Annotated in this window: 17 protein-coding genes and 1 pseudogene; 9 read left to right on the forward strand and 9 right to left on the reverse strand. The window is 73.0% G+C overall.

Going from position 1 to position 19,503, the window contains the following annotated elements; genetic code table 11:
* Window positions 1-5 precede the first annotated feature (5 nt).
* Entirely contained in the window at window positions 6-1,406 is a 1,401-nt protein-coding gene (locus GA0070564_RS21130) for an FAD-binding oxidoreductase (RefSeq protein ID WP_091611168.1), read from the reverse strand.
* A gap of 146 nt (window positions 1,407-1,552) precedes the next feature.
* Between GA0070564_RS21130 and GA0070564_RS21135 the strand changes: the two genes are divergently transcribed.
* From GA0070564_RS21135 to GA0070564_RS29445, 3 genes are all read left to right on the forward strand, one after another.
* Window positions 1,553-2,770: an FUSC family protein gene (locus GA0070564_RS21135; protein WP_245670130.1), complete on the forward strand. Its 1,218-nt coding sequence runs from the start codon at window positions 1,553-1,555 to the stop codon at window positions 2,768-2,770.
* Between the two features lie 36 nt (window positions 2,771-2,806).
* The gene (locus tag GA0070564_RS21140) at window positions 2,807-4,321 is read left to right on the forward strand and encodes a PrsW family intramembrane metalloprotease (RefSeq protein WP_091611176.1); all 1,515 of its coding nucleotides are present in this window, start codon (window positions 2,807-2,809) and stop codon (window positions 4,319-4,321) included.
* An 81-nt stretch (window positions 4,322-4,402) separates the two neighbouring features.
* The gene (locus GA0070564_RS29445; protein ID WP_172880295.1) at window positions 4,403-4,570 is read left to right on the forward strand and encodes a hypothetical protein; all 168 of its coding nucleotides are present in this window, start codon (window positions 4,403-4,405) and stop codon (window positions 4,568-4,570) included.
* Window positions 4,571-4,601: 31 nt separating this feature from the next.
* On the opposite strand, the gene GA0070564_RS21145 is transcribed toward GA0070564_RS29445, so the two are convergent.
* On the reverse strand, window positions 4,602-4,940 hold the full coding sequence (locus GA0070564_RS21145; RefSeq protein ID WP_091611181.1) for a GroES family chaperonin: 339 nt from the start codon (window positions 4,938-4,940) through the stop codon (window positions 4,602-4,604).
* Between the two features lie 101 nt (window positions 4,941-5,041).
* On the opposite strand from GA0070564_RS21145, the gene GA0070564_RS21150 reads away from it, so the two are divergent.
* On the forward strand, window positions 5,042-6,388 hold the full coding sequence (locus tag GA0070564_RS21150; RefSeq protein ID WP_245670131.1) for an AI-2E family transporter: 1,347 nt from the start codon (window positions 5,042-5,044) through the stop codon (window positions 6,386-6,388).
* Window positions 6,389-6,441: 53 nt separating this feature from the next.
* Here the strand turns inward: GA0070564_RS21150 and GA0070564_RS21155 are convergent.
* Window positions 6,442-8,640: pseudogene (locus GA0070564_RS21155) on the reverse strand (ATP-dependent DNA helicase); the annotation flags it as partial.
* A gap of 89 nt (window positions 8,641-8,729) precedes the next feature.
* Here GA0070564_RS21155 and GA0070564_RS21160 point away from each other — a divergent pair.
* Window positions 8,730-9,236 (forward strand): DUF402 domain-containing protein, encoded by a 507-nt coding sequence (locus GA0070564_RS21160; protein WP_091611192.1) that lies wholly within the window; start codon window positions 8,730-8,732, stop codon window positions 9,234-9,236.
* A 10-nt stretch (window positions 9,237-9,246) separates the two neighbouring features.
* Here the strand turns inward: GA0070564_RS21160 and sigJ are convergent, their stop codons facing one another.
* Window positions 9,247-10,206 (reverse strand): RNA polymerase sigma factor SigJ, encoded by a 960-nt coding sequence (gene sigJ, locus GA0070564_RS21165; RefSeq protein ID WP_091611682.1) that lies wholly within the window; start codon window positions 10,204-10,206, stop codon window positions 9,247-9,249.
* 138 nt (window positions 10,207-10,344) lie between these two features.
* On the opposite strand from sigJ, the gene GA0070564_RS21170 reads away from it, so the two are divergent.
* The 3 genes from GA0070564_RS21170 to GA0070564_RS21180 all read left to right on the forward strand — a co-directional run bounded on the left by GA0070564_RS21170 (window position 10,345) and on the right by GA0070564_RS21180 (window position 13,098).
* On the forward strand, window positions 10,345-11,343 hold the full coding sequence (locus GA0070564_RS21170) for a PPK2 family polyphosphate kinase (RefSeq protein ID WP_245670132.1): 999 nt from the start codon (window positions 10,345-10,347) through the stop codon (window positions 11,341-11,343).
* 119 nt (window positions 11,344-11,462) lie between these two features.
* Window positions 11,463-12,089, forward strand: coding sequence for a DUF47 domain-containing protein (locus GA0070564_RS21175; RefSeq protein WP_091611201.1), 627 nt, complete (start codon window positions 11,463-11,465; stop codon window positions 12,087-12,089).
* 4 nt (window positions 12,090-12,093) lie between these two features.
* Window positions 12,094-13,098, forward strand: coding sequence for an inorganic phosphate transporter (locus GA0070564_RS21180; RefSeq protein ID WP_091611205.1), 1,005 nt, complete (start codon window positions 12,094-12,096; stop codon window positions 13,096-13,098).
* A 75-nt stretch (window positions 13,099-13,173) separates the two neighbouring features.
* On the opposite strand, the gene GA0070564_RS21185 is transcribed toward GA0070564_RS21180, so the two are convergent.
* The gene (locus GA0070564_RS21185) at window positions 13,174-14,142 is read right to left on the reverse strand and encodes a Gfo/Idh/MocA family protein (protein ID WP_091611208.1); all 969 of its coding nucleotides are present in this window, start codon (window positions 14,140-14,142) and stop codon (window positions 13,174-13,176) included.
* Window positions 14,143-14,212: 70 nt separating this feature from the next.
* On the opposite strand from GA0070564_RS21185, the gene GA0070564_RS21190 reads away from it, so the two are divergent.
* Window positions 14,213-15,046 (forward strand): NUDIX hydrolase, encoded by an 834-nt coding sequence (locus tag GA0070564_RS21190; RefSeq protein ID WP_091611213.1) that lies wholly within the window; start codon window positions 14,213-14,215, stop codon window positions 15,044-15,046.
* A 92-nt stretch (window positions 15,047-15,138) separates the two neighbouring features.
* Here GA0070564_RS21190 and pstB read toward each other — a convergent pair whose 3' ends face one another.
* The 4 genes from pstB to pstS are packed head-to-tail and all read right to left on the reverse strand — an operon-like array spanning window position 15,139 to window position 19,276.
* Complete coding sequence (gene pstB / locus GA0070564_RS21195; RefSeq protein WP_091611216.1) at window positions 15,139-15,915, reverse strand: phosphate ABC transporter ATP-binding protein PstB; 777 nt, start codon at window positions 15,913-15,915, stop codon at window positions 15,139-15,141.
* A gap of 20 nt (window positions 15,916-15,935) precedes the next feature.
* Window positions 15,936-17,027, reverse strand: coding sequence for a phosphate ABC transporter permease PstA (gene pstA / locus GA0070564_RS21200; RefSeq protein ID WP_091611220.1), 1,092 nt, complete (start codon window positions 17,025-17,027; stop codon window positions 15,936-15,938).
* Window positions 17,024-18,115 (reverse strand): phosphate ABC transporter permease subunit PstC, encoded by a 1,092-nt coding sequence (gene pstC, locus GA0070564_RS21205; RefSeq protein ID WP_091611223.1) that lies wholly within the window; start codon window positions 18,113-18,115, stop codon window positions 17,024-17,026. The genes pstA and pstC overlap by 4 nt, the downstream gene beginning before the upstream one ends.
* Window positions 18,116-18,163: 48 nt before the next feature.
* A complete protein-coding gene (gene pstS, locus GA0070564_RS21210; RefSeq protein ID WP_091611227.1) occupies window positions 18,164-19,276 on the reverse strand; it encodes a phosphate ABC transporter substrate-binding protein PstS in 1,113 nt (370 codons plus the stop codon).
* Window positions 19,277-19,503: the final 227 nt, after the last annotated feature.

A 19,503-nucleotide genomic window follows, 5' to 3' on the forward strand; every position in this document is an offset into this window, starting at 1 on the left:
GACCGTCAGAGCACCTTGCCGGGGTTGAACAGGCCCGTCGGGTCCAGGGCCGCCTTGATCGCCTGGTGCACCCGTACCCCGACCGGACCGATCTCCCGGGCCAGCCAGTCCCGCTTCAGCAGCCCCACCCCGTGCTCGCCGGTGCAGGTGCCACCCAGCTCCAGGCCGAGCCGCATGATCTCGTCGAAGGCCCGCCGGCCGCGTTCCACGCTCGCCGGATCGGCCCGGTCCACCACGATGTTCGGGTGCATGTTGCCGTCCCCGGCGTGACCCACCACCCCGATCGGCACGTCGCACTCCGCCGCGATCCGGGCCACCCCGTCGAGCAGGGCGGCCAGCGAACCCCGCGGCACCGCCACGTCGTCGATCACCAAACCGCCGTTGCCGTCCGGGAAGGCGTCCGCCGCGAACTTCTCCATCGCCGGGTGGGCCAGCCGGCGGGCCTGCAACAACGCCGCCGCCTCGACCGCGTCGGTGGCCGCGTACACCTCGCCCGCACCGGCCGCCGTGCAGACCTCGGCCAGCCGGGCCAGGTCCTCGCCGGCCCGGGCGCCGGTGTCGGCGGCGGCCAGCAGCAGCGCCTGCGCGTCGGTCCGCAGCCCCATCGGCCGGTACGCCTCGATCGCCACCAGGTGGGTGCGGTCCAGCAGCTCCAGCAGGCTCGGCGTCAGCCCCTTCGCCGCGATGTCCGCCACCGCCGCGCCGGCCGCCGCGGTGGAGTCGAAGACCGCCACCATGGTCAGCGACTCCTCGGGCGCCGGCCGCAGCGAGACGGTGATCTCGGTGATCACCCCGAGGGTGCCCTCCGAGCCGACGAAGAGCCGGGTCAGGTCGTACCCGGCGACGCCCTTGGCGGTCCGCCGGCCGGTCCGCAGCACCTCGCCGGAGGCGAGCACCACCTCCAGCCCGAGCACGTACTCGGTGGTCACGCCGTACTTGACGCAGCACATCCCGCCGGCGTTGGTGGAGACGTTGCCGCCGATGGTCGAGGACTCCCAGGAACCCGGGTCCGGCGGATAGTAGAGGCCCTGCTTCGCCACCGCCCCGGCCAGCTGCGCGTTGACCACGCCCGGCTGGACCACCGCGATCCGCCCCACCGGGTCGATCTCCCGGATCGCGTCCATCGCCACGGTGCTCAGCACCACCGCGCCGTCGACCGCGTTGGCGGCGCCGGCCAGGCCGGTCCGGGCGCCCTGCGGCACCACCGGCACGCCGTGCCGGGCGGCGGCGCGGACCACCGCCACCACCTCCTCGGTGCTGCGCGGTCGGGTCACCACCAGTGGCGTACCCGCCGCGCAGAGGTCGGCCTCGTCGCGGCTGTGCATCCGCAACAGGTCCGGGTCGGTGAGCACGGCGGCGTCACCCAGGGCGGCGCGCAGGTCGTCGAGGAGGGGGGATCCGGCCATGCGGGGAACGTTAGGTCGTCCCCCGCTGATCATCAACCGGGCACCGGCCGGTGGAGCGGCGCGAGGATTGTCCCCCGCCGGGGTGGGTAGTCCCCGCCATGGCCGTGGCAAGGGACCGACGACCGTCGCTGGTGCGGCGTGCCGGGATGCGCGACGGCCGACCCGACGTGGACTCCGCCCGGATCGCCGGGGCGGTGGCCGAGCTGCGCCACCGGAGCAAGGCCACCCTGCACGACCGGCTGCACCGGGTGCGGATGACGCTCGGCCTGGCCGTCCAGGCCGGACTGGCCGCCACGCTCGCCTGGATGGTGTCGCACCTGCTGCTCGGCAACCCGCAGCCGGTCTTCGCGCCGATCTCGGCGGTCGGCACGCTCGCCGCCTCGGTCGGCCAGCGGCTGCGGCGCACCGTGGAGCTGATCGTCGGGGTGGCGGTCGGGGTGTTCCTCGGCGACGGGCTGATCTACTTCCTCGGCACCGGCGGCTGGCAGCTCGGGCTGGTGGTGACCGCGGCGATCCTGCTGACCATCTTCTTCGGCGCCAGCGTGGCCATCGTCATCCAGGCGGCGGCCACCGCCGTGCTGATCGTCACCCTCAGCCCCTCCACCCAGAACCTGGAGGTGCCCCGCTTCGTCGACGCGTTCGTCGGCGGCGGCATCGCGCTGCTGGTGACGGCGATCCTGCTGCCGCTCAACCCACTGCGGGTGATCAACCGGGCCGCCCGCCCGGCCCTGGACCTGCTCGCCGGCCAGCTCGACGTCACCGCCGAGGCGCTGCGCAACCGGGACCGCGCCAGCGCCCAGCGGGCCCTGGAACGGCTCCGCGAGAACAAGGAGGAACTGGCCACCTTCACCGAGGCGATCGAGGGCGCCAAGGAGACCAGCACCCTCTCCCCGGCGCGCTGGCACCGGCGCAGCGAGCTGACCCACTACGCCGAGGCGGCCGACCCCATCGACCGGGCGATGCGCAACAGCGGCACCCTGATCCGCCGGTCGGTCACCATGATCGAGGACGAGGAGAGCATCCCCGGCCCGATGCCGGACGCGGTCGCGCACCTGGCCGAGGCGGTCCGGCTGCTGCGGCACGAGTTCGCCGTCGGCGCGGAGCCGGAACAGGCCCGCGAGCGGTCGCTGCGCGCGGTCAGCGAGGCCGGCCGGGCGTACGCGGAGGGGGTGGGCTTCTCCGGAAGTGTGGTGATCGCCCAGGTGCGGACCACGGCCAGTGACCTGCTGGTGGCCTCCGGCATCGACCAGGAGGAGGCGAACCGGCTGGTCCGGCAGTCCTTCGGCGATCCGGAGAAGGCCACCGGCCCCGCCGAGCAGCAGGACAGCACCCCGAAACCGCCCACGGCGCCGCCGGTCGGCTGAGCCGCCACCGCGGGCCGCCGCGGGTGCGGAGTGCCGATGCGGCCGGCCGGGGCGGTCCGGGATGACTACGCTGGCCGCATGGCCGACACCCCGCCGGGCGGTACGCCGCCGTCGCCGCCCGCGCCCGTCCCGCCGCCCTCCGCTCCGGAGTCGGTGCCGGTGCCCGGCGGGGCAGCACCGCGGATGCCGCTGCGCCGGCTGGGTTGGCGCCGGCTGGTCGTGCTGGCCGCGGTGGTGCTGCTGATCGCCGCCTGCGCGGTCTTCATGCTCATCCAGCTCGGGTCGAACCTGGGGCCGGAGGCGCTGCTGGTCGGCGTGGTCGCCGCCATCCTGCCGGTGCCGGTCCTGGTGGCCTGCTTCCTCTGGCTCGACCGGTACGAGCCGGAGCCCCTGCTCTACCTGGCCTTCTGCTTCGCCTGGGGGGCGGCCGTCGCCACCGCCGCGTCGCTGACCGTCAACGAGACCGCCGCCGGGCTGTTCAAGGACTGGGGGCTGCCGCAGGCGCTGACCGCCGTGCTGGTCGCCCCGTTCATCGAGGAGCTGACCAAGGCGCTCGGCCCGATCCTGCTGCTGATCTTCCGCCGCCGGGAGTTCTCCGGGATCACCGACGGGCTGGTCTACTGCGGGCTCTCCGCGATCGGCTTCGCCATGGTGGAGAACATCCTCTACCTCGGCGGGTACGGCTACCGGGTCGGCGTCGAGGAGTACGGCCCGGCCACCGGGGTCCGGCAGGTGATCGCCATCTTCATCGTCCGGATCCTGCTCTTCGGCTTCGCGCACCCGCTGTTCACCTCGATGACCGGCGTCGGGCTGGGCATCGCCGCCCGCACCGCCGACCGGCGGGTACGCTTCCTCGCCCCGGCCGCCGGCCTCCTGCTGGCGATGATGCTGCACGGCACGTGGAACCTGCTCCCCTCGCTGGTGGCCGCCACCGGTGAGGGTCTGATCGCGCTCTACGGCTATCTCGGCGTGATGGTGCCGATCTTCTTCGGCATGGTCGGCCTGGCCGTCTGGCTGCGGGCCTGGGAGGGGCGGCTCACCGAGCGCACCCTGCCGGACTACGTGCACGCCGGCTGGCTCACCCCGCCGGAGGTGGCCGCCCTGGGCAGCCTGGGCCGGCGGCACGCGGCGCGTACCTGGGCCCGGCGGGTGGCCGGCGACGGCGGCCTCAAGGCGATGCGCGGATACCAGTTCACCGCCACCCGGCTGGCGTTGCTGCGCGACGGGATGCGCCGGGGCCTGGACAGCCGCCCCGCCGACCGGGAACGGGCCGCCCGGGAGGAACGCGAGCTGCTGGACGCGATCAGCGCGTACCGGTCGTTCTTCGTCGGCCGGGACCCGCAGGCGCCGGTCGGCGTCTGGGACGGCCACCGTTACCACCTGCGGTTCCCCGACGGTTCCCGGCGGGCCGTGGAGGCGCCGGACGAGCCGGTGGTGCCGATCCCGGTGGTGCTCGCCCCGCCCCCGCCTCCTGCCTATCCGGCCGGTTACGGCCCGCCCGGCTGGTACGGCCCCGGCCCGGCCGCGCCCTGGCCCACCGGCCGCCCCTGACCCCACCGGTCGTTCCCGGTGCCGTTTGCGTCGCCCGGCGGCGGGAAGCCAGGCACGTCCGCGGGGCCCTGGGGAGGGACGATGCCGGTTTTCGTGAAGAAGCTGCTCCTCTGGGGCAGCGTCGCCTTCCTGATCTACTTCATGGCGTTCCGGCCGGACGGGGCGGCGCAGCTGTTCAGGGGGATCGGGGCGGCGCTGATGGCGATGGCCCAGGGGCTCGGCGACTTCCTCACCGGCCTGATGAGCTGACCCACTCCCGGGCCCCCGACCCGGGCCGACGTCAGAGGTAGAGGCCCGTGGCGTCCGGCTCGACCCGCTCGGCGGCGACCGCGTGCACGTCCCGTTCCCGCAGCAGCACATACCCGCGACCGTGCAGCTCGACCTCGGAGCGGTCGTCGGGGTCGAAGAGCACCCGGTCACCGGAGACGATCGAGCGGACGTTCGGCCCGACGCCGACCGCGGTGGCCCAGGCGAGCCGCTTGCCGACCGCGGCGGTCGCCGGGATGACGATTCCGGCGCTGGAGCGGCGCTCACCCTCGCTCCCGTCCACCTTCACCAGCACCCGGTCGTGCAGCAGGCGGATCGGCAGGCCGGAGTCGAGGTCCTGATCGCTGGTCACGCCGCAGACGGTACCGCCGACGGATGTCGGCGGTTACGCGCGGGTGCGGCTGGGCAATGTGTGGCGGATCTGCCCTACGGTGGCGCTGTCGGACGTACCCTGTGCGGACCCGTCGCCGTGCGGGCCGCCGTCATCGCCAGGAGGTGCGCTTGAGCCGCTTCGAGCGGGTACGCGGACGGCTGCGCCGTGCGTACGAGAACGGACGCGAGTCGGTGCGCGAGGCCAGGAGCCATCCGGCCGACCTGCCGGAGGAGGCACGGGTGGCCACGCCGGCCGCCCCGGGGCCGGTGGCCAAGCCGTCCGCCACCGTGGTGGGCGTGGAACAGCCCGCCGCGTTGCACAACTCCACCTCCAGCCGGGACGACGCCGACGTGCCGCACGCGCTGCGGATCGCCTCGGCCTGGTCGTGGCGGCTGATCGTGATCGGCGTGGTCACCTGGGCGCTGCTGCGGATCGTCGGGACGATCAGCGTCGTGATCATCCCGCTGGCGGTCGCGCTGCTGCTCTCCGCGCTGCTCGCGCCGGCGGTGGGCTGGCTGCTCAGGGCGCGCTTCCCGCGTTCGGCGGCGACGGCGGTGGTGCTGGTCGGCGGCCTGGCGGCGGTGATCGGCACGATGACCCTGGTGGTCAACGAGTTCATCCAGGGTGTGCCCGAGCTGAGCGAGAAGTCGTCGCAGGGCGTACGGCAGATCCAGGACTGGTTGAAGACCGGCCCGCTGCACCTGTCGGACAGCCAGCTCGACAGGTACATCAACGAGGCGCAGGGCTGGATCAACGGCAACACCGAGAAGTTCACCAGCGGGGCGTTGAGCACCGCGGCGACCCTCGCGGAGCTGCTCACCGGCACCATCCTGGTGCTCTTCGCCACCTTCTTCTTCCTGCGGGACGGCAACCGGATCTGGCGCTTCCTGGTCGGTCTGCTGCCGGTGGCGGCCCGGTGGAAGGTCGACGACGCGGGGCGGGCGTCGTGGTCGACGCTCGGTGCCTACGTCCGGGCCACCGTGCTGGTGGCGTTCATCGACGCGGTCGGCATCGGTATCTTCCTGGTCATCTTCGACATTCCGTTCGCCTTCCCGCTGGCCGCGCTGGTCTTCCTCGGCGCGTTCATCCCGATCGTCGGCGCCACCCTCTCCGGGGTGGTCGCGGTGCTGATCGCGCTGGTGGACAGCGGCCCGGCCATCGCGCTGGCCATCCTCGCCGTGGTGATCGGCGTGCAGCAGTTGGAGGGGCACATCCTCCAGCCCCTGATCATGGGTCGGGCGGTCGCCATCCACCCGCTCGCGGTGATCATCGGTATCGCGGCTGGCGTGGTGCTGGCCGGCATCACCGGCGCGGTGGTGGCGGTTCCACTGATCGCCGTGCTGAACACGGCGGTCCGCCGGCTGGCCGCCCGCTCGGTGCCGGAGACCCCACCGGACGCCGTGGTGGTGGCCTCCCAGGCCCCCTGACCAGACCTGCACCCGAGCCCGTCCCCGCCCACGCGGGGGCGGGCTCGCGTCGATCAGGACCGGGCGAGGCGTTCCAGGGCGCCGCGGGCGACCTCCGGTCGGGTGGTGTACCAGAACGGGGGCAGCGAGCGGCGCAGGAACGGCCCGTAGCCGCGGGCGGTCTCCAGCCGGGAGTCCAGCACCGCCACCACCCCCCGGTCGCCGGTGGCCCGGATCAGCCGACCCACGCCCTGGGCGAGGCGTACCGCGGCGATCGGCACGCTGACCGCGGCGAAGCCGGAGCCACCGCCGGCGTCGACGGCCGCCGCCCGAGCCGCGGCCAGGGGCTCGTCGGGGCGCGGGAAGGGCAGCCGGTCGATCACCACCAGCTGGCAGGCGTCGCCCGGCACGTCCACCCCCTGCCAGAGCGACATGACGCCGAACAGGCAGCTCTCCCGCTGCTCGCGGAACCTGCGGACCAGCAGCGGCAGCGCCTCCTCGCCCTGGAGCAGCACCGGCAGGTCGGTCCGCGCGCGGAGCAGCTCCGCCGCCTGCTGCGCGGCCCGCCGGGAGGAGAAGAGCCCGAGGGTACGCCCACCGAGCGCCGCGACCAGCCCGAGCAGCTCCTCGCCGGCCGCCTCGGGCAGGCCGGAGACGCTGGGGCGGGGCAGGTGCGCGGCGACGTACAGGATGCCCTGCCGGGCGTAGTCGAAGGGGGAGCCGACGTCCAGCGAACGCCACCCGGGGCCCTCGGTGGCCGGTACGGTGCCGGTGGCGGCCCGGCTGCCCGGCGCGGCGGCCACCGGGGCGGGGACGGCCGCGTCACCGCGCGCGGTGCTGGCGGCCAGCGCGGCGGCGGCCGGCGACGGCGGGGCGGGTGGCGGCGCGTCCAGTCCGAGCGCCCGGGCGACGGTGTCGAAGCGGCCGCCCAGCGCCAGGGTGGCCGAGGTGGCCACGACGGTGCGCTCGTCGTACAGGTGGGTGGCGAGGGTGCCGGCGACCGAGAGCGGCGCGACCACCAGGGCCCGGCGGGAGCCGTTGTCGGGCTTCTCCACCCAGGCGACGTCGTGGTCGCCCTCCTCCAGCAGCCGCTGGGCGGTGGTGGAGAGCTCGTCGAGCACCGCCTTGGCCTGCTGCTTGCGGACCGGGTCGGGGTCGTCGGCCTTGACGTCGCCGATCGCCTCGAGGGCGGCCCGGGTGGCGGCGTCGAGCAGGGTGCACGCCTCGCGCAGCGGCGCCGGCAGGCCGGCGGTGATCCGGCCGGCGGGCGCCTCGGCCAGCCCCACGGCGAGGGCGTCGCCGGCCTCGGTGAGCCGGTCGGCGACGTCGGGCCGCAGCAGCGGCCGGGCCCGCCGGGCGGCCCGGTCGATCAGCTCCGGGACCAGCTCGGCCTGGGCCGCCGAGGAGACCCGGTCGGCCAGCTCGTGCGCCTCGTCGACGATGAGCAGCTTGTGCGGGGGGACGATGTGCCGGCCGGCGAGCATGTCCACGGCGAGCAGGCTGTGGTTGGTCACCACGATGTCCGCCTCCCGGGCGCGGGCCCGGGACGCCTCGGCGAAGCACTCCTGCCCGAAGGGGCAGCGGCTGGCCCCGACGCACTCCCGGGCCGGCATGGAGACCAGCCGCCAGGCCTGGTCGTCGACGCCCGGGTCCAGCTCGTCGCGGTCGCCGGTGTCGGTCTTCTCGGCCCAGTCGCGCAGTCGCTGGATCTGCTTGCCGAGCCGGCCGGCCTCACCGAGCCACTTCGTCCCGCCGGCCGGGCGGGCGGGCGGGGCGTCGAAGAGGGTGTCCTCCGGCTCGTCCTCGGTCGAGTTGTCCAGCCGGGCCAGGCAGAGGTAGTGGTGCCGGCCCTTCAGCACGGCGAAGGTGGGGCGCCGGCCGAGCAGCGGCTCGACCGCGTCGGCGAGCCGGGGCAGGTCGTGGTCGACCAGCTGGGACTGCAACGCCAGGGTGGCGGTGGAGACCACCACGGGGCCGTCCACGGTGAGCGCCGGGGCCAGGTAGGCCAGGGACTTGCCGGTGCCGGTGCCGGCCTGCACGAGCAGGTGCTCGCGGGAGGTGACGCTCCGCTCGATCGCCTCGGTCATCTGCTGCTGGCCGGGGCGGGTGGCGCCACCGGGGACCGCGCCCACCGCGGCGGTGAGCAGCTCGGTCGCGCTGGGCCGGGCGCCCCGGCGCTTCCCGCGGGACAGGGCGGGGCCGGTGGCGGTGCGGGGCGGGGTCACCGTGCGACGGTACCCGCCGGGGGTGACAGGGGTGGCCGACCCCGCCGGTGGCGCGGTCACCGTGCGGAACCACGTACCCCGTTTCCGGTTACCTCCGTCGCAGCGTCGGATGGGCGGTATCGGTTAGGGTGCGACTCATGCCGAGCGACGTGGTCCGTGTGATCTACCGCAAGTACGACGGCAGCGCCCACCGCGACTACCCGGCCCGCCGCCTCGCCGAGGACGACCTCGGTGTCTGGCTCGGCGTGTCGATCGGCACCGAGTCGGTCTACCACGGTCGGCCCTCGGTGGAGCAGATCCCGTTCGTGCTGCTGGTGCCGCACCACGGCTGGTGGACGGGGATGTTCAACCCGCCGCCGCGGACCAGCGAGGTCTACTGCGACATCGCCACCCCGGCCCGCTGGGACGGGCAGGACACCGTCCACCTGGTCGACCTCGACCTGGACGTGGTGCGCCGGCGCGGCACCGGGCTGGTCGAGCTGCGCGACGAGGACGAGTTCGCCGAGCACCGGGAGCGCTTCGGCTACCCCGACGACGTGGTGGTCGAGGCGGAGGCGGCGGCGCGGTGGCTCTTCGGCGCGCTGGGCGACGGCACCGAGCCGTTCGCCACGTCGTACCGGAAGTGGCTGGCCCTGGTGGTCTGACCGGGAGCGGTCACCAGCGCGGCGGCCAGCCGGCGGATTCGGGCAGCGCCGGCAGGCCGGCCACCTTCTCCGGGTTGAGCTGGTTGAAGATGCCGGTGATCCGGCCGTCGGCCATGGCGAACGCGACGACCAGCCGCATCGGCCGGCCGTCGGTGTGCACGCCCTCGAACTGCAACCCGAGCGACCCGTCCACCAGCACCACCCCGGACCGGACCCGCTGGCCGCGCCGCGCGGCCTGGGCGAACAGGCCGAGGGTGAACCGGCCGACCGCGTCCGGGCCGGTGACCGGGCGGCGGGCGGCCGGGAAGCGACCGCCGCTGTCGCCGATCAGCACCACGTCGGGGGCGAGCACCCGGACCAGGGCGGCGAGGTCGCCGGACTCGGTGGCCGCCAGAAAGGCGGCCAGCACCCGCCGCTGCTCGGCCGGGTCGGCGGTGTGCCGGGGTACGTCGGCGGCGGTCACCGCCCGCCGGGCCCGGGAGGCGAGCTGCCGGGCCGCCTCGGGCGTGGTGTCCAGCGCCTCGGCGATCCGGGCGAACGGCACGGCGAACACGTCGTGCAGGACGAACGCCACCCGCTGTTCCGGGCCCAGCCGTTCCAGCACCACCTGGAGGGCGGTGCCGAGCTGGTCGCGGCGCAGCGCCCGTTCGGCCGGGTCGGGGGCGAACCCGTCGGCCGCCGGCGGGAGCGGGGCCACCAACGGCTCGGGCAGCCACTGCCCGGGGTACGTCTCCCGGCGTACCCGGGCCGAGCGGAGCACGTCCAGGCAGATCCGGGCGCAGGTGGTGGTGAGCCAGGCGCGCAGGTGGCGTACCTCGGCACGGGCGGCGGGGTCACCGAGGGCCGTGGAATATCGCAGCCAGGTCTCCTGGACGGCGTCCTCGGCCTCGCCGCGGCTGCCGAGCATCCGGTACGCCACCGCGGTCAGCCGCCCGCGCTCGGCCTCGAACTCCGCCGCCGTCGTCTCCACCGTCATCCCGGCCTCCCCGCACAGATTCTGCCCGTCCCATGGACGTCCCGGCGCCCCGGAACGTGACCCGGCGGGGTGCCCCGGCGTGGCCGGCGCGCTCGGGAGGCGGATGGTGGCCGGGTGGGTGAGGATCGGGGGATGGGCTCTGATGACGTGACGGAGATCGTGCCGCCCGAGGGCGGCGCGATGCGGGACCTGCTGCGGGTCCCGTCGGACGGCACCCCGGTCGACCTGGACGCGATCGGTCCCCGGTCCACCCCCGGGCTGCCCGGGGCCGCGGGGTCCGGCGGCGCGCGCAAGGCGTGGGCCCGCCAACAGGTCGAGGCGATCGGCGGTGAGCTGGGGCGGCAGCAGGAGATGCTCTTCGCCACGGCGAAGGCGGCGGCCGACTCGGCCGCGCCCACCTCGGCCCCGACCACCGGCGGCCCGGAGCTGGGCCCGGGTCGGCCCGGCCGGGTGCTGCTGGTGCTCCAGGCGATGGACTGCGGTGGCAAGGACGGGACGATCAAGCGGGTGGCCGGCGCGATGAACCCGCTCGGCCTGCATATCCGGTCGTTCGGCCCGCCGACGCCGGAGGAGTTGCGGCACGACTTCCTGTGGCGGATCCGGCGCTCCCTGCCACCACCCGGGTACGTCGGGATCTTCAACCGCTCGCACTACGAGGACGTGCTGGTGGCCCGGGTGGACGGGCTGGTGCCCGAGGCCACCTGGCGGGCCCGGTACGACGAGATCAACGACTTCGAGCGGGAGCTGACCTCCGGTGGGGTGACCCTGGTCAAGGTGATGTTGCACATCTCCCGGGCCGAGCAGGGCGAGCGGCTCTCGGAGCGGCTGACCGACCCGCGCAAGTACTGGAAGTACAACCCGGGTGACATCGACGCCCGGGCCCGGTGGGACGACTACCGGGCGGCGTACGCCGAGGCGCTGGCGCGGTGCGGCTCGGACGCCGCGCCCTGGTTCGTGGTGCCGGCGGACCGGAAGTGGTACAGGGACTGGGCGGTGGCCCAGCTGCTGCGGGAGACGTTCGACGGACTGGATCTCGGGTATCCGCCGGCGGACTTCGACGTGGCCACCGAGCGGGCCCGGCTGGGGGAGGTTCAAGCGGCAGAAGGTGAACGGCAGGTTAACGAAGCGTGAACCGGGCCTGACCAGGGGTGGGCCGGGAATTTCCCGGCTCAGCCGTTCCCTAGCATTCCCATGGCAGGCACCCCCGGTGGCACCGCGCCACCCTCCACCGACACCACGAGGTCCGTGCTGTGAAGTTTTCCTTCCGCCCCACCGAGGGCGCCTTCTACGAGCTCTTCACCAGGGCCGCGCAGAACCTGGTGAAGGGCACCGAGCTGCTCAACGAGCTGGGGCTGCCCGGCGCGGACGTGCAGTCGGTCAGCGAGCGGCTCACCGAGGTCGAGCACGACAGCGACCAGATCACCCACGAGCTGTACAAGAAGATCAACTCTACCTTCATCACCCCGTTCGACCGGGAGGACATCTACCGGCTGGGCTCGCTGCTCGACGACGTGATGGACCACCTGGAGGCGGTCGGCGACCTGCTCTACCTCTACGGCCTGACCGAGCTGCCGGCGCTGCCCCGCGAGCTGCACGAGATGGTCAACGTGCTCGACCAGCAGGCCAAGCTGACCGCCGAGGCGATGCCCCGGCTGCGGTCGATGAAGAACCTCGAGGACTACTGGATCGAGTGCAACCGGCTGGAGAACGAGGGTGACCGGATCAACCGGCAGCTGCTGGTCCGGCTCTTCTCCGGCGAGTACGACGCGCTGACCGTGCTGAAGATGAAGGAGGTCGCCGACGAGCTGGAGGCCGCCTGCGACGCCTTCGAGCACGTGGCGAACACCGTCGAGACCATCGCGGTCAAGGAGTCCTGATCCTGTGACCCCCGAACTCATCGCCGTGCTGGCGGTGATCGTCGCCGCCATGGCGTTCGACTACACGAACGGCTTCCATGACGCGGCGAACGCCATCGCCACCAGCATCTCGACCCGGGCGCTGACACCCAGGATCGCCCTGGCGCTGGCCGCCGTCGGCAACTTCGTCGGCGCGCACTTCGGCGCCGGGGTGGCCAAGACCGTCGGTGACGGCCTGGTGACCCTGCCGACCGGGGTGGGCAGCCTCGGGGTGGTCTTCGCCGGGGTGCTCGGCGCCATCGCCTGGAACCTGATCACCTGGTACTTCGGGCTGCCGTCGTCGTCCTCGCACGCCCTCTTCGGCGGCCTGGTCGGGGCGACCCTGCTGGCCACCGGCGGCGTGGTGCAGTGGGCGAACATCGGCGAGAAGGTCATCCTGCCGATGATCCTGTCGCCGATCGTCGGCCTTACCCTGGGCTACCTGCTGATGCTGGCCATCCTCTGGGCGTTCCGCAAGGGTCAGCCGGGCAAGCTGAACCGGGGCTTCCGCTGGGCGCAGACCGCCTCCGCGGCCGCCATGTCCGTCGGCCACGGCATGCAGGACGCCGCCAAGACCATGGGCATCGTCGTGCTGGCCCTCTACACCGGTGGTTACCAGTCCGACAAGACGCACATCCCGCAGTGGGTCTTCTGGACCTCGGCGACGATGCTCGCCCTGGGCACGTACTCCGGCGGTTGGCGGATCATCCGCACCCTGGGCCGGAAGATCATCGACCTGGGTCCGCCGGAGGGCTTCGCCGCCGAGACCGTGGCCAGCGCCGTGCTCTACTTCAACGCCCTGGTGCTGAAGGCCCCGATCTCCACCACCCACACGATCACCTCGGCGATCATGGGTGTCGGCGCGACCAAGCGGCTCTCCGCCGTGCGCTGGAACGTGGCCGGCAACATCGTGATCGCCTGGATCATCACGTTCCCGGCGGCCGCGCTGATCGCCTGCCTGACCTACCTCCTGGTCCGCCCGCTCTTCTGACGTTGGTGCAAGGAGGGGCCCCTTGTTAACAGACGTCTGTTAACAAGGGGCCCCTCCTAACATCGGGCCCTGCCGTCACGCGTAGTCGACGCCGATCAGGGCGCGGACGTCGTCCAGCAGGCCCATCACCTCCAGCGTGGCGGCGTGCGGCACCAGCGGGCTCTCCGGCAGGCCGGCGGCCAGGCAGCGCTGCACCTCGGCCGCCTCGTACTGGTAGCCGCCGCCGACCAGCTCCACGTCGATCGTCTCCGGCGCGGCGTCGCCCCGGTGCACGGTCAGCGCGCCGGGCCGGAAGAACGGGTCGGCCAGGTCGATCCGGCCGGTGGTGCCGGTGACCGAGGCGGTCAGCGGGGTGGCCCCGACCATCCCGCAGCTCAGCGTGGCCACCGCGCCCGAGTCGTAGCCGAGGACCATCCCGGTGTTCTCGTCCACCCCCTCCGGGCCGAGCTTCGCCCAGGCCCGCAGGTGCTGCGGCACCCCGAGCAGCAGGTGGGCCAGGCTCACCGGATAGACGCCCAGGTCGAGCAGGGCCCCACCGCCGAGCGCCCGGGCTCGCATCCGGTGCTCGGGCGGGAACGGCCCCGCCGCGCCGAAGTCCGCGCGTACGCCGGTCACCGCGCCGATCGCGCCCTGCCCGATCAGCTCCACCATCCGCAGGATCGCCGGGTTCGTCCGCATCCACATGGCCTCCATCAGGAACAGGCCACGCGACCGGGCGGTCTCGACCAACTCGGCCGCGCCGGCCCGGTCCAGGGTGATCGGCTTCTCCACCAGCACCGCCTTGCCCCCGTCCAGGCAGGCCATGGCGGCCTCGTGGTGGGCGGCGTGCGGGGTGGCCACGTAGACGACGTCCAGGTCCGGGTCCGCGGCCAGTTCCGCCCAGGAGGCGTACGCCCGCTCGATGCCGTGCCGGGCGGCGAACCGCTCGGCGGTGTCCCGGCTGCGGGAACCGACGGCGACCAGTTCGGCGTCCGGGACCAGCCGCAGGTCCTCGGCGAAGCGGCCGGCGATGTGTCCGGTGGCCAGGATTCCCCAACGCGTCATGCCGGCAGGCTATCCCGGGGCGTGCGGCGGCCGGGACGATGATCCACCGGCCGGGAACTAGGCTCGCGGGATGACGACCGACAGCGACGGTTTCCCGCCCCCGCCGGCCCTGGTCGAGCACGCCCGCCGGTTCTACGCCGAGGGCGGGACCCCGGCCGTGCCCCGGGTCGCGGCGACCGTGCTGCTGCTCCGACCGGCCGGCGACGACTTCGAGGTGTACGTCATCCGCCGGGTCGCCGCGATGGCCTTCGGCGGCGTGTACGCGTTCCCCGGCGGGGGCGTCGACCCGTCGGACTCGCAGACCCACCTGGACTGGGCCGGACCGGCCCCGGCGGCCTGGGGCGAGCGGGTGGCCCTGTCGCCGGCGGCCGCCCAGGCCGTGGTCTGCGCCGCCGCCCGGGAGGTCTTCGAGGAGGCCGGGGTGCTGCTGGCCGGCCCGGACGCGGACACGGTGGTGGGCGACGTCAGCGGGGACGACTGGGAGGCGGCCCGACAGGACCTGGTGGCCCGCCGGGTGGGCTTCGCGGACCTGCTCGCCTCGCGTGGGCTGACGCTCCGTTCGGACCTGCTGCTGCCGTGGAGCCGGTGGGTCACCCCGGAGTTCGAGCCGCGCCGCTTCGACACGTACTTCTTCGTGGCTCTGCTGCCCGTGGGACAGCGGACCCGGGACGTCTCCGGCGAGGCCGACCACACCATGTGGATCCGCCCGACGGACGCCCTGGCCCGGGCGGAGGCCGGGGAGATCGCCATGCTCCCGCCCACGATGATCAACCTGGCCGAGGTGCTCGCCGCCGGTGACCTCGCCGGGGTGGCCCGCGCCGCCGCCGGCCGCGACGTGGTCGCCCCGATCACCCCGCGCCTGACCGGCCTGGACGGCGACGACCCGCGCTTCCTGCTGCCCTGACTGCCCCTGCCCGGCCTCCGGCGCGGGTCGGGGGCGTTAAGAGGGGCCCCTTCCTATGCAGAATGCGATAAGAAGGGGCCCCTCCTTGCACCTCAGCCGAAGCGGCCGGTGATGTAGTCCTCGGTCTTCTTCACGCTCGGGTTGCTGAAGATCTTCTGGGTGTTGTCGTACTCGATCAGGCGGCCCGGGTCGCCGGTCTTCTCGATGGAGAAGAAGGCGGTCCGGTCGGACACCCGGGCGGCCTGCTGCATGTTGTGCGTCACGATGATGATCGTGAACTTGTCCTTGAGCTGGAACATCAGGTCCTCGATCGCCAGGGTGGAGATCGGGTCCAGCGCCGAGCAGGGCTCGTCCATCAGCACCACCTGCGGCTCGACCGCGATGGTCCGGGCGATGCAGAGCCGCTGCTGCTGACCGCCGGAGAGACCGGCGCCCGGCTTGCCCAGCCGGTCCTTGACCTCGTCCCAGAGGTTCGCCGAGCGGAGCGCCTTCTCGGCCGACTCCGCCAGGACCGACTTCTTCTTGACGCCGTTGAGCCGCAGCCCGGCCACCACGTTGTCGAAGATGCTCATGGTGGGGAACGGGTTCGGGCGCTGGAAGACCATGCCGATCATGCGGCGGACCGCGGTGACGTCCACGTCCCGGTCGTAGATGTCCTGACCGTCGATGGTCAGGCTGCCCTCGACCCGGGCGCCCGGCAGCACCTCGTGCATCCGGTTGATCGACCGCAGGAACGTCGACTTGCCGCAGCCGGAGGGGCCGATCAGGGCGGTCACCGTCTTCGGCTCGACGGTCAGGTTGATGTCCTCGATCGCCTTGAAGGCGCCGTAGTAGGCGGTGACGTTCGAGGCGTCGATGCGCTTGGCCATGGTGGTGGTACCTCCGGGGTTCATCGGCCGAGCCGGTTGCGACGGGCCAGCAGCTTCGCGGCGATCGTCAGGACCAGCACGAGGGCGACCAGGGTCAGCGCCGCGGTCCAGGCCCGGGCCGGCGCGTACTTCGACGCGTCACCGGCCTGTTGGTAGACGAAGAGGGCCAGCGACGACTGGTTGTTCTCGAACGGGTTGAAGTTGATCGCGGCGCCACCGCCGGCGACCAGGAGCACCGGCGCCGTCTCACCGGCCGCGCGGGCGATGGCGAGCATCACGCCGGTGACGATGCCGGGCAGCGCCGTGGGCAGCACCACCCGCAGGATGGTCTTCCACTTCGGCACACCCAGGGCGTACGCGCCCTCGCGCAGCGGCGCGGGCACCAGGCGCAGCATCTCCTCGGTGGACCGCACGACGGTCGGCAGCATCAGCACCGACAGCGCCAGCGCGGCGGCGAAGCCGGAGAACCCGGGCCGCCCGTCGTTGAACACCGGCGAGACCACCAGCACCCAGAAGGCCAGCACGAACAGGCCGGTGACGATCGACGGGATGCCGGTCATCACGTCCACGAAGAACCGGATCGCGAAGGCGAACCGGCCGCGGCCGTACTCGACCACGTAGATGGCGCAGAGCAGGCCCAGCGGGACGGTGATCAGCGTGGCGATGCCGACCTGCTCCAGGGTGCCGATGATCGCGTGGTACGCGCCGCCGTTGGCGTCCCGGGCCCCGATGTTGTTCATCGAGGTGCCGAAGAAGTTGCCGTCCAGCCGCTCGGCGCCCTTGCTGACCAGCGTCCAGACCACCGAGGCCAGCGGCAGGACGGCCAGCACGAAGGCCGAGTGGATCAGGGCGCTCCAGGTCCGGTTGCGGGCCGACCGGCGTCCCTCCACGGCGTTGGCCGCGGCGAAGAGCCCGGCCAGGTAGAGGAGGGCGCCGAGGACCACCACCAGGACCGGGCCGCCGATGCCGGCGCCGTACACGACGGCGGCGGCGATCAACAGGGCCGCCACGCCGATCGCCGGGGCGACCCAGCGGGGCAGGCGGCGGGTCCGCAGGGTGGCCGGCTGGGCCGGCGGGCGCGGCCGGTGGGAGGTGAGCGTCGAGGTCGTCATGCGGCGGACTCCGTGAACTCGCGGCGGCGGTAGATGATCGCGCGGGCCGCGATGTTGACCAGCAGCGTGATCGCGAAGAGCACCAGGCCGGAGGCGATCAGCGCGCCCCGCCCGGTGTCGTTCGCCTCGGCGAACCGGTTGGCGATGTTCGCGGCGATGGTGTTGCCGCCGCTCTCCAGGATGTTGAACGAGATCGCGTACGTGGAGCCGAGGGTCAGCGCCAGGGCGATGGTCTCGCCGAGCGCGCGGCCCAGGCCGAGCATCACCGCCGCGATCACACCGGGCCGGCCGTACGGCAGGACGGCGGTGCGGATCATCTCCCACCGGGTCGCCCCGAGGGCCAGGGCGGCCTCCTCGTTGGCGGTCGGGGTCTGCAGGAACACCTCGCGGGTGAGCGAGGTGATGATCGGCAGCGCCATGATCGCCAGTACCAGCGAGCCGAGCAGGATCGAGTTCCCGTACGGGCCGTCGCCGCCGAAGATCGGGATCCAGCCGAAGTACGTGTTCAGCCAGACCGAGAGGTCGGTGACCGGGCCGACCAGGTAGTCCCGGCCCCACAGGCCGAAGACCACGCTCGGCACGGCGGCGAGCAGGTCGATCAGGAAGCCGAGGGCGTTGCCGAGCCGCCGCGGCGCGTAGTGCGACAGGAACAGCGCGATGCCCAGGGCCACCGGCACCGCCATCAGCAGGGCCAGCGCGGCGGTCAGCACGGTGCCGAAGGCGAGCGCGGCGATGCCGAACTTGGGCGGGTTGTCGTTGGGGAACCAGCCCTCGTACGTCCAGAAGCTCTCGCTGTTCGCCTGGAGCGCCGGGACGGCCTTGGCGATCAGGAAGGCCGCGATGGCCACGATGATCACCAGGACCAGCGCGCCCGCCGCCAGCGTGAGACCGCGGAAGGCCCGCTCGGTGCCGAAGGCCTGACGGCGCGGCAGGCCGCCGCCACCGCCGAGACCGTCCCCGCCCGGGGTACGGCCGCTGACAGGGGTCTCGGCCACACGCGCCGAGGCACCGGCGGGCCACTGGTGACTCGAGGTCACGGTGTGCCCGCCGGTGCCGGCGTCGGCCGAGCGGTGAGGGGTTTCACCCATCTGCTCGCTCGCTTCGAGTTGAGGAAGGGGTTCTTCCGGTCAGATCGGTCAGGAGAGGTTCTTGACCGCGGCCTCGACCTTGGTGCGGACCTCGTCCGGCAGCGGCGCGTAGCCGAGCTCGGTCAGCTCGGACTGGCCCTCGCTGCTGGCGGCGTGGCCGAGCAGGCCCTTGATCAGGCCCAGCTTCTCGGCCGGGGTGCCCTTGGTGCAGACGATCTCGTAGGTCACCAGGACGATCGGGTAGGCCCCGGCCTCCTTGGTGTTGTAGTCGATCGACATCTTCAGGTCGTCGCCCTGGCCCTCGATCTTGGCCCCGGCGATGGTCTTGCCGGCCGCCTCGGCGGTCAGCTCGGTGAACTCACCGGCGCCGTTGGCGACCTTGGCCTTGCTCAGGCCGGCGTTCTCGGCGTACGACCACTCGACGTAGCTGATCGTGCCCTCGGTGCTCTTGACCTTGCTGGCCACACCGTCGGACTTCGGGGCGGCCACGCCGCCCGGGGCCTTCCACGCCTTGGCGTGGTCGAAGGTCCAGTCCGCCTCGGCGGTCTTGGAGAGGTACTTGGTGAAGTTGTCGGTGGTGCCCGACTCGTCGGCGCGGTGGACGGCCTGGATGGCGGTCGACGGCAGCTTGGCGTCCGGGTTGTCGGCCTTGATGGCCGGGTCGTCCCACTTGGTCACCTTGCCGGCGAAGATCTTGGCGATGGTGGCCGGCTTGAGCTGGAGGTTGTCGACGCCGCTCACGTTGTAGACGACCGCGACCGGGCCGATGACCATCGGCAGGTTGATCGCCTGGCCGCCGGCGCACTTGGCGTCGGCCTTCGGCTGCTCCTCCTCCTTGAGGGCGGAGTCCGAGCCGGCGAAGTCGGCGGTGCCGGCGATGAACGCCTGGATGCCGGCGCCCGAGCCGCTGGGCTCGTAGTTGATCTTCGCGTCGGTGCACTTCTGCTGGTACGCCTTGATCCACTCGTCCATCGCGTTCTTCTGGGCGGACGAGCCCTGCGCGTTGATCGTGCCCGAGGCGCAGTCGACGGCGGCGGTGGCGCCGGCGGAGCCGGAGGCCGAGGGGTTCGCCGGCTCGTTGTTGTCCGAGCCGCAAGCACTGAGACCGAGCACCGCAGCAAGAGCGAGGCAGGCGATGGTGCCGTGCCGCTGGAGCTTCACCTGAGGGGTTTCCCTTCACGTCCTTGATCAGGTCACCCGGAGGGGGCCCGGGCTGCCGGCGCGTTGACCGGCTGAAGGGAAAGGTAGGAGCGCCAGGTGGACGGTTCCTCGGTCGGAAGTTAACGGAGAATGAACAAGCTCGGCAGCGACGGTGGCCGTCGGCTGATGACCGGCTGTCGTTTGGGTGAACGACAGTCGCATCATCCGTTTATGTGGCACATGTCCGG

Source organism: Micromonospora mirobrigensis, from assembly GCF_900091555.1.
GTDB classification, from domain to species: domain Bacteria; phylum Actinomycetota; class Actinomycetes; order Mycobacteriales; family Micromonosporaceae; genus Micromonospora; species Micromonospora mirobrigensis.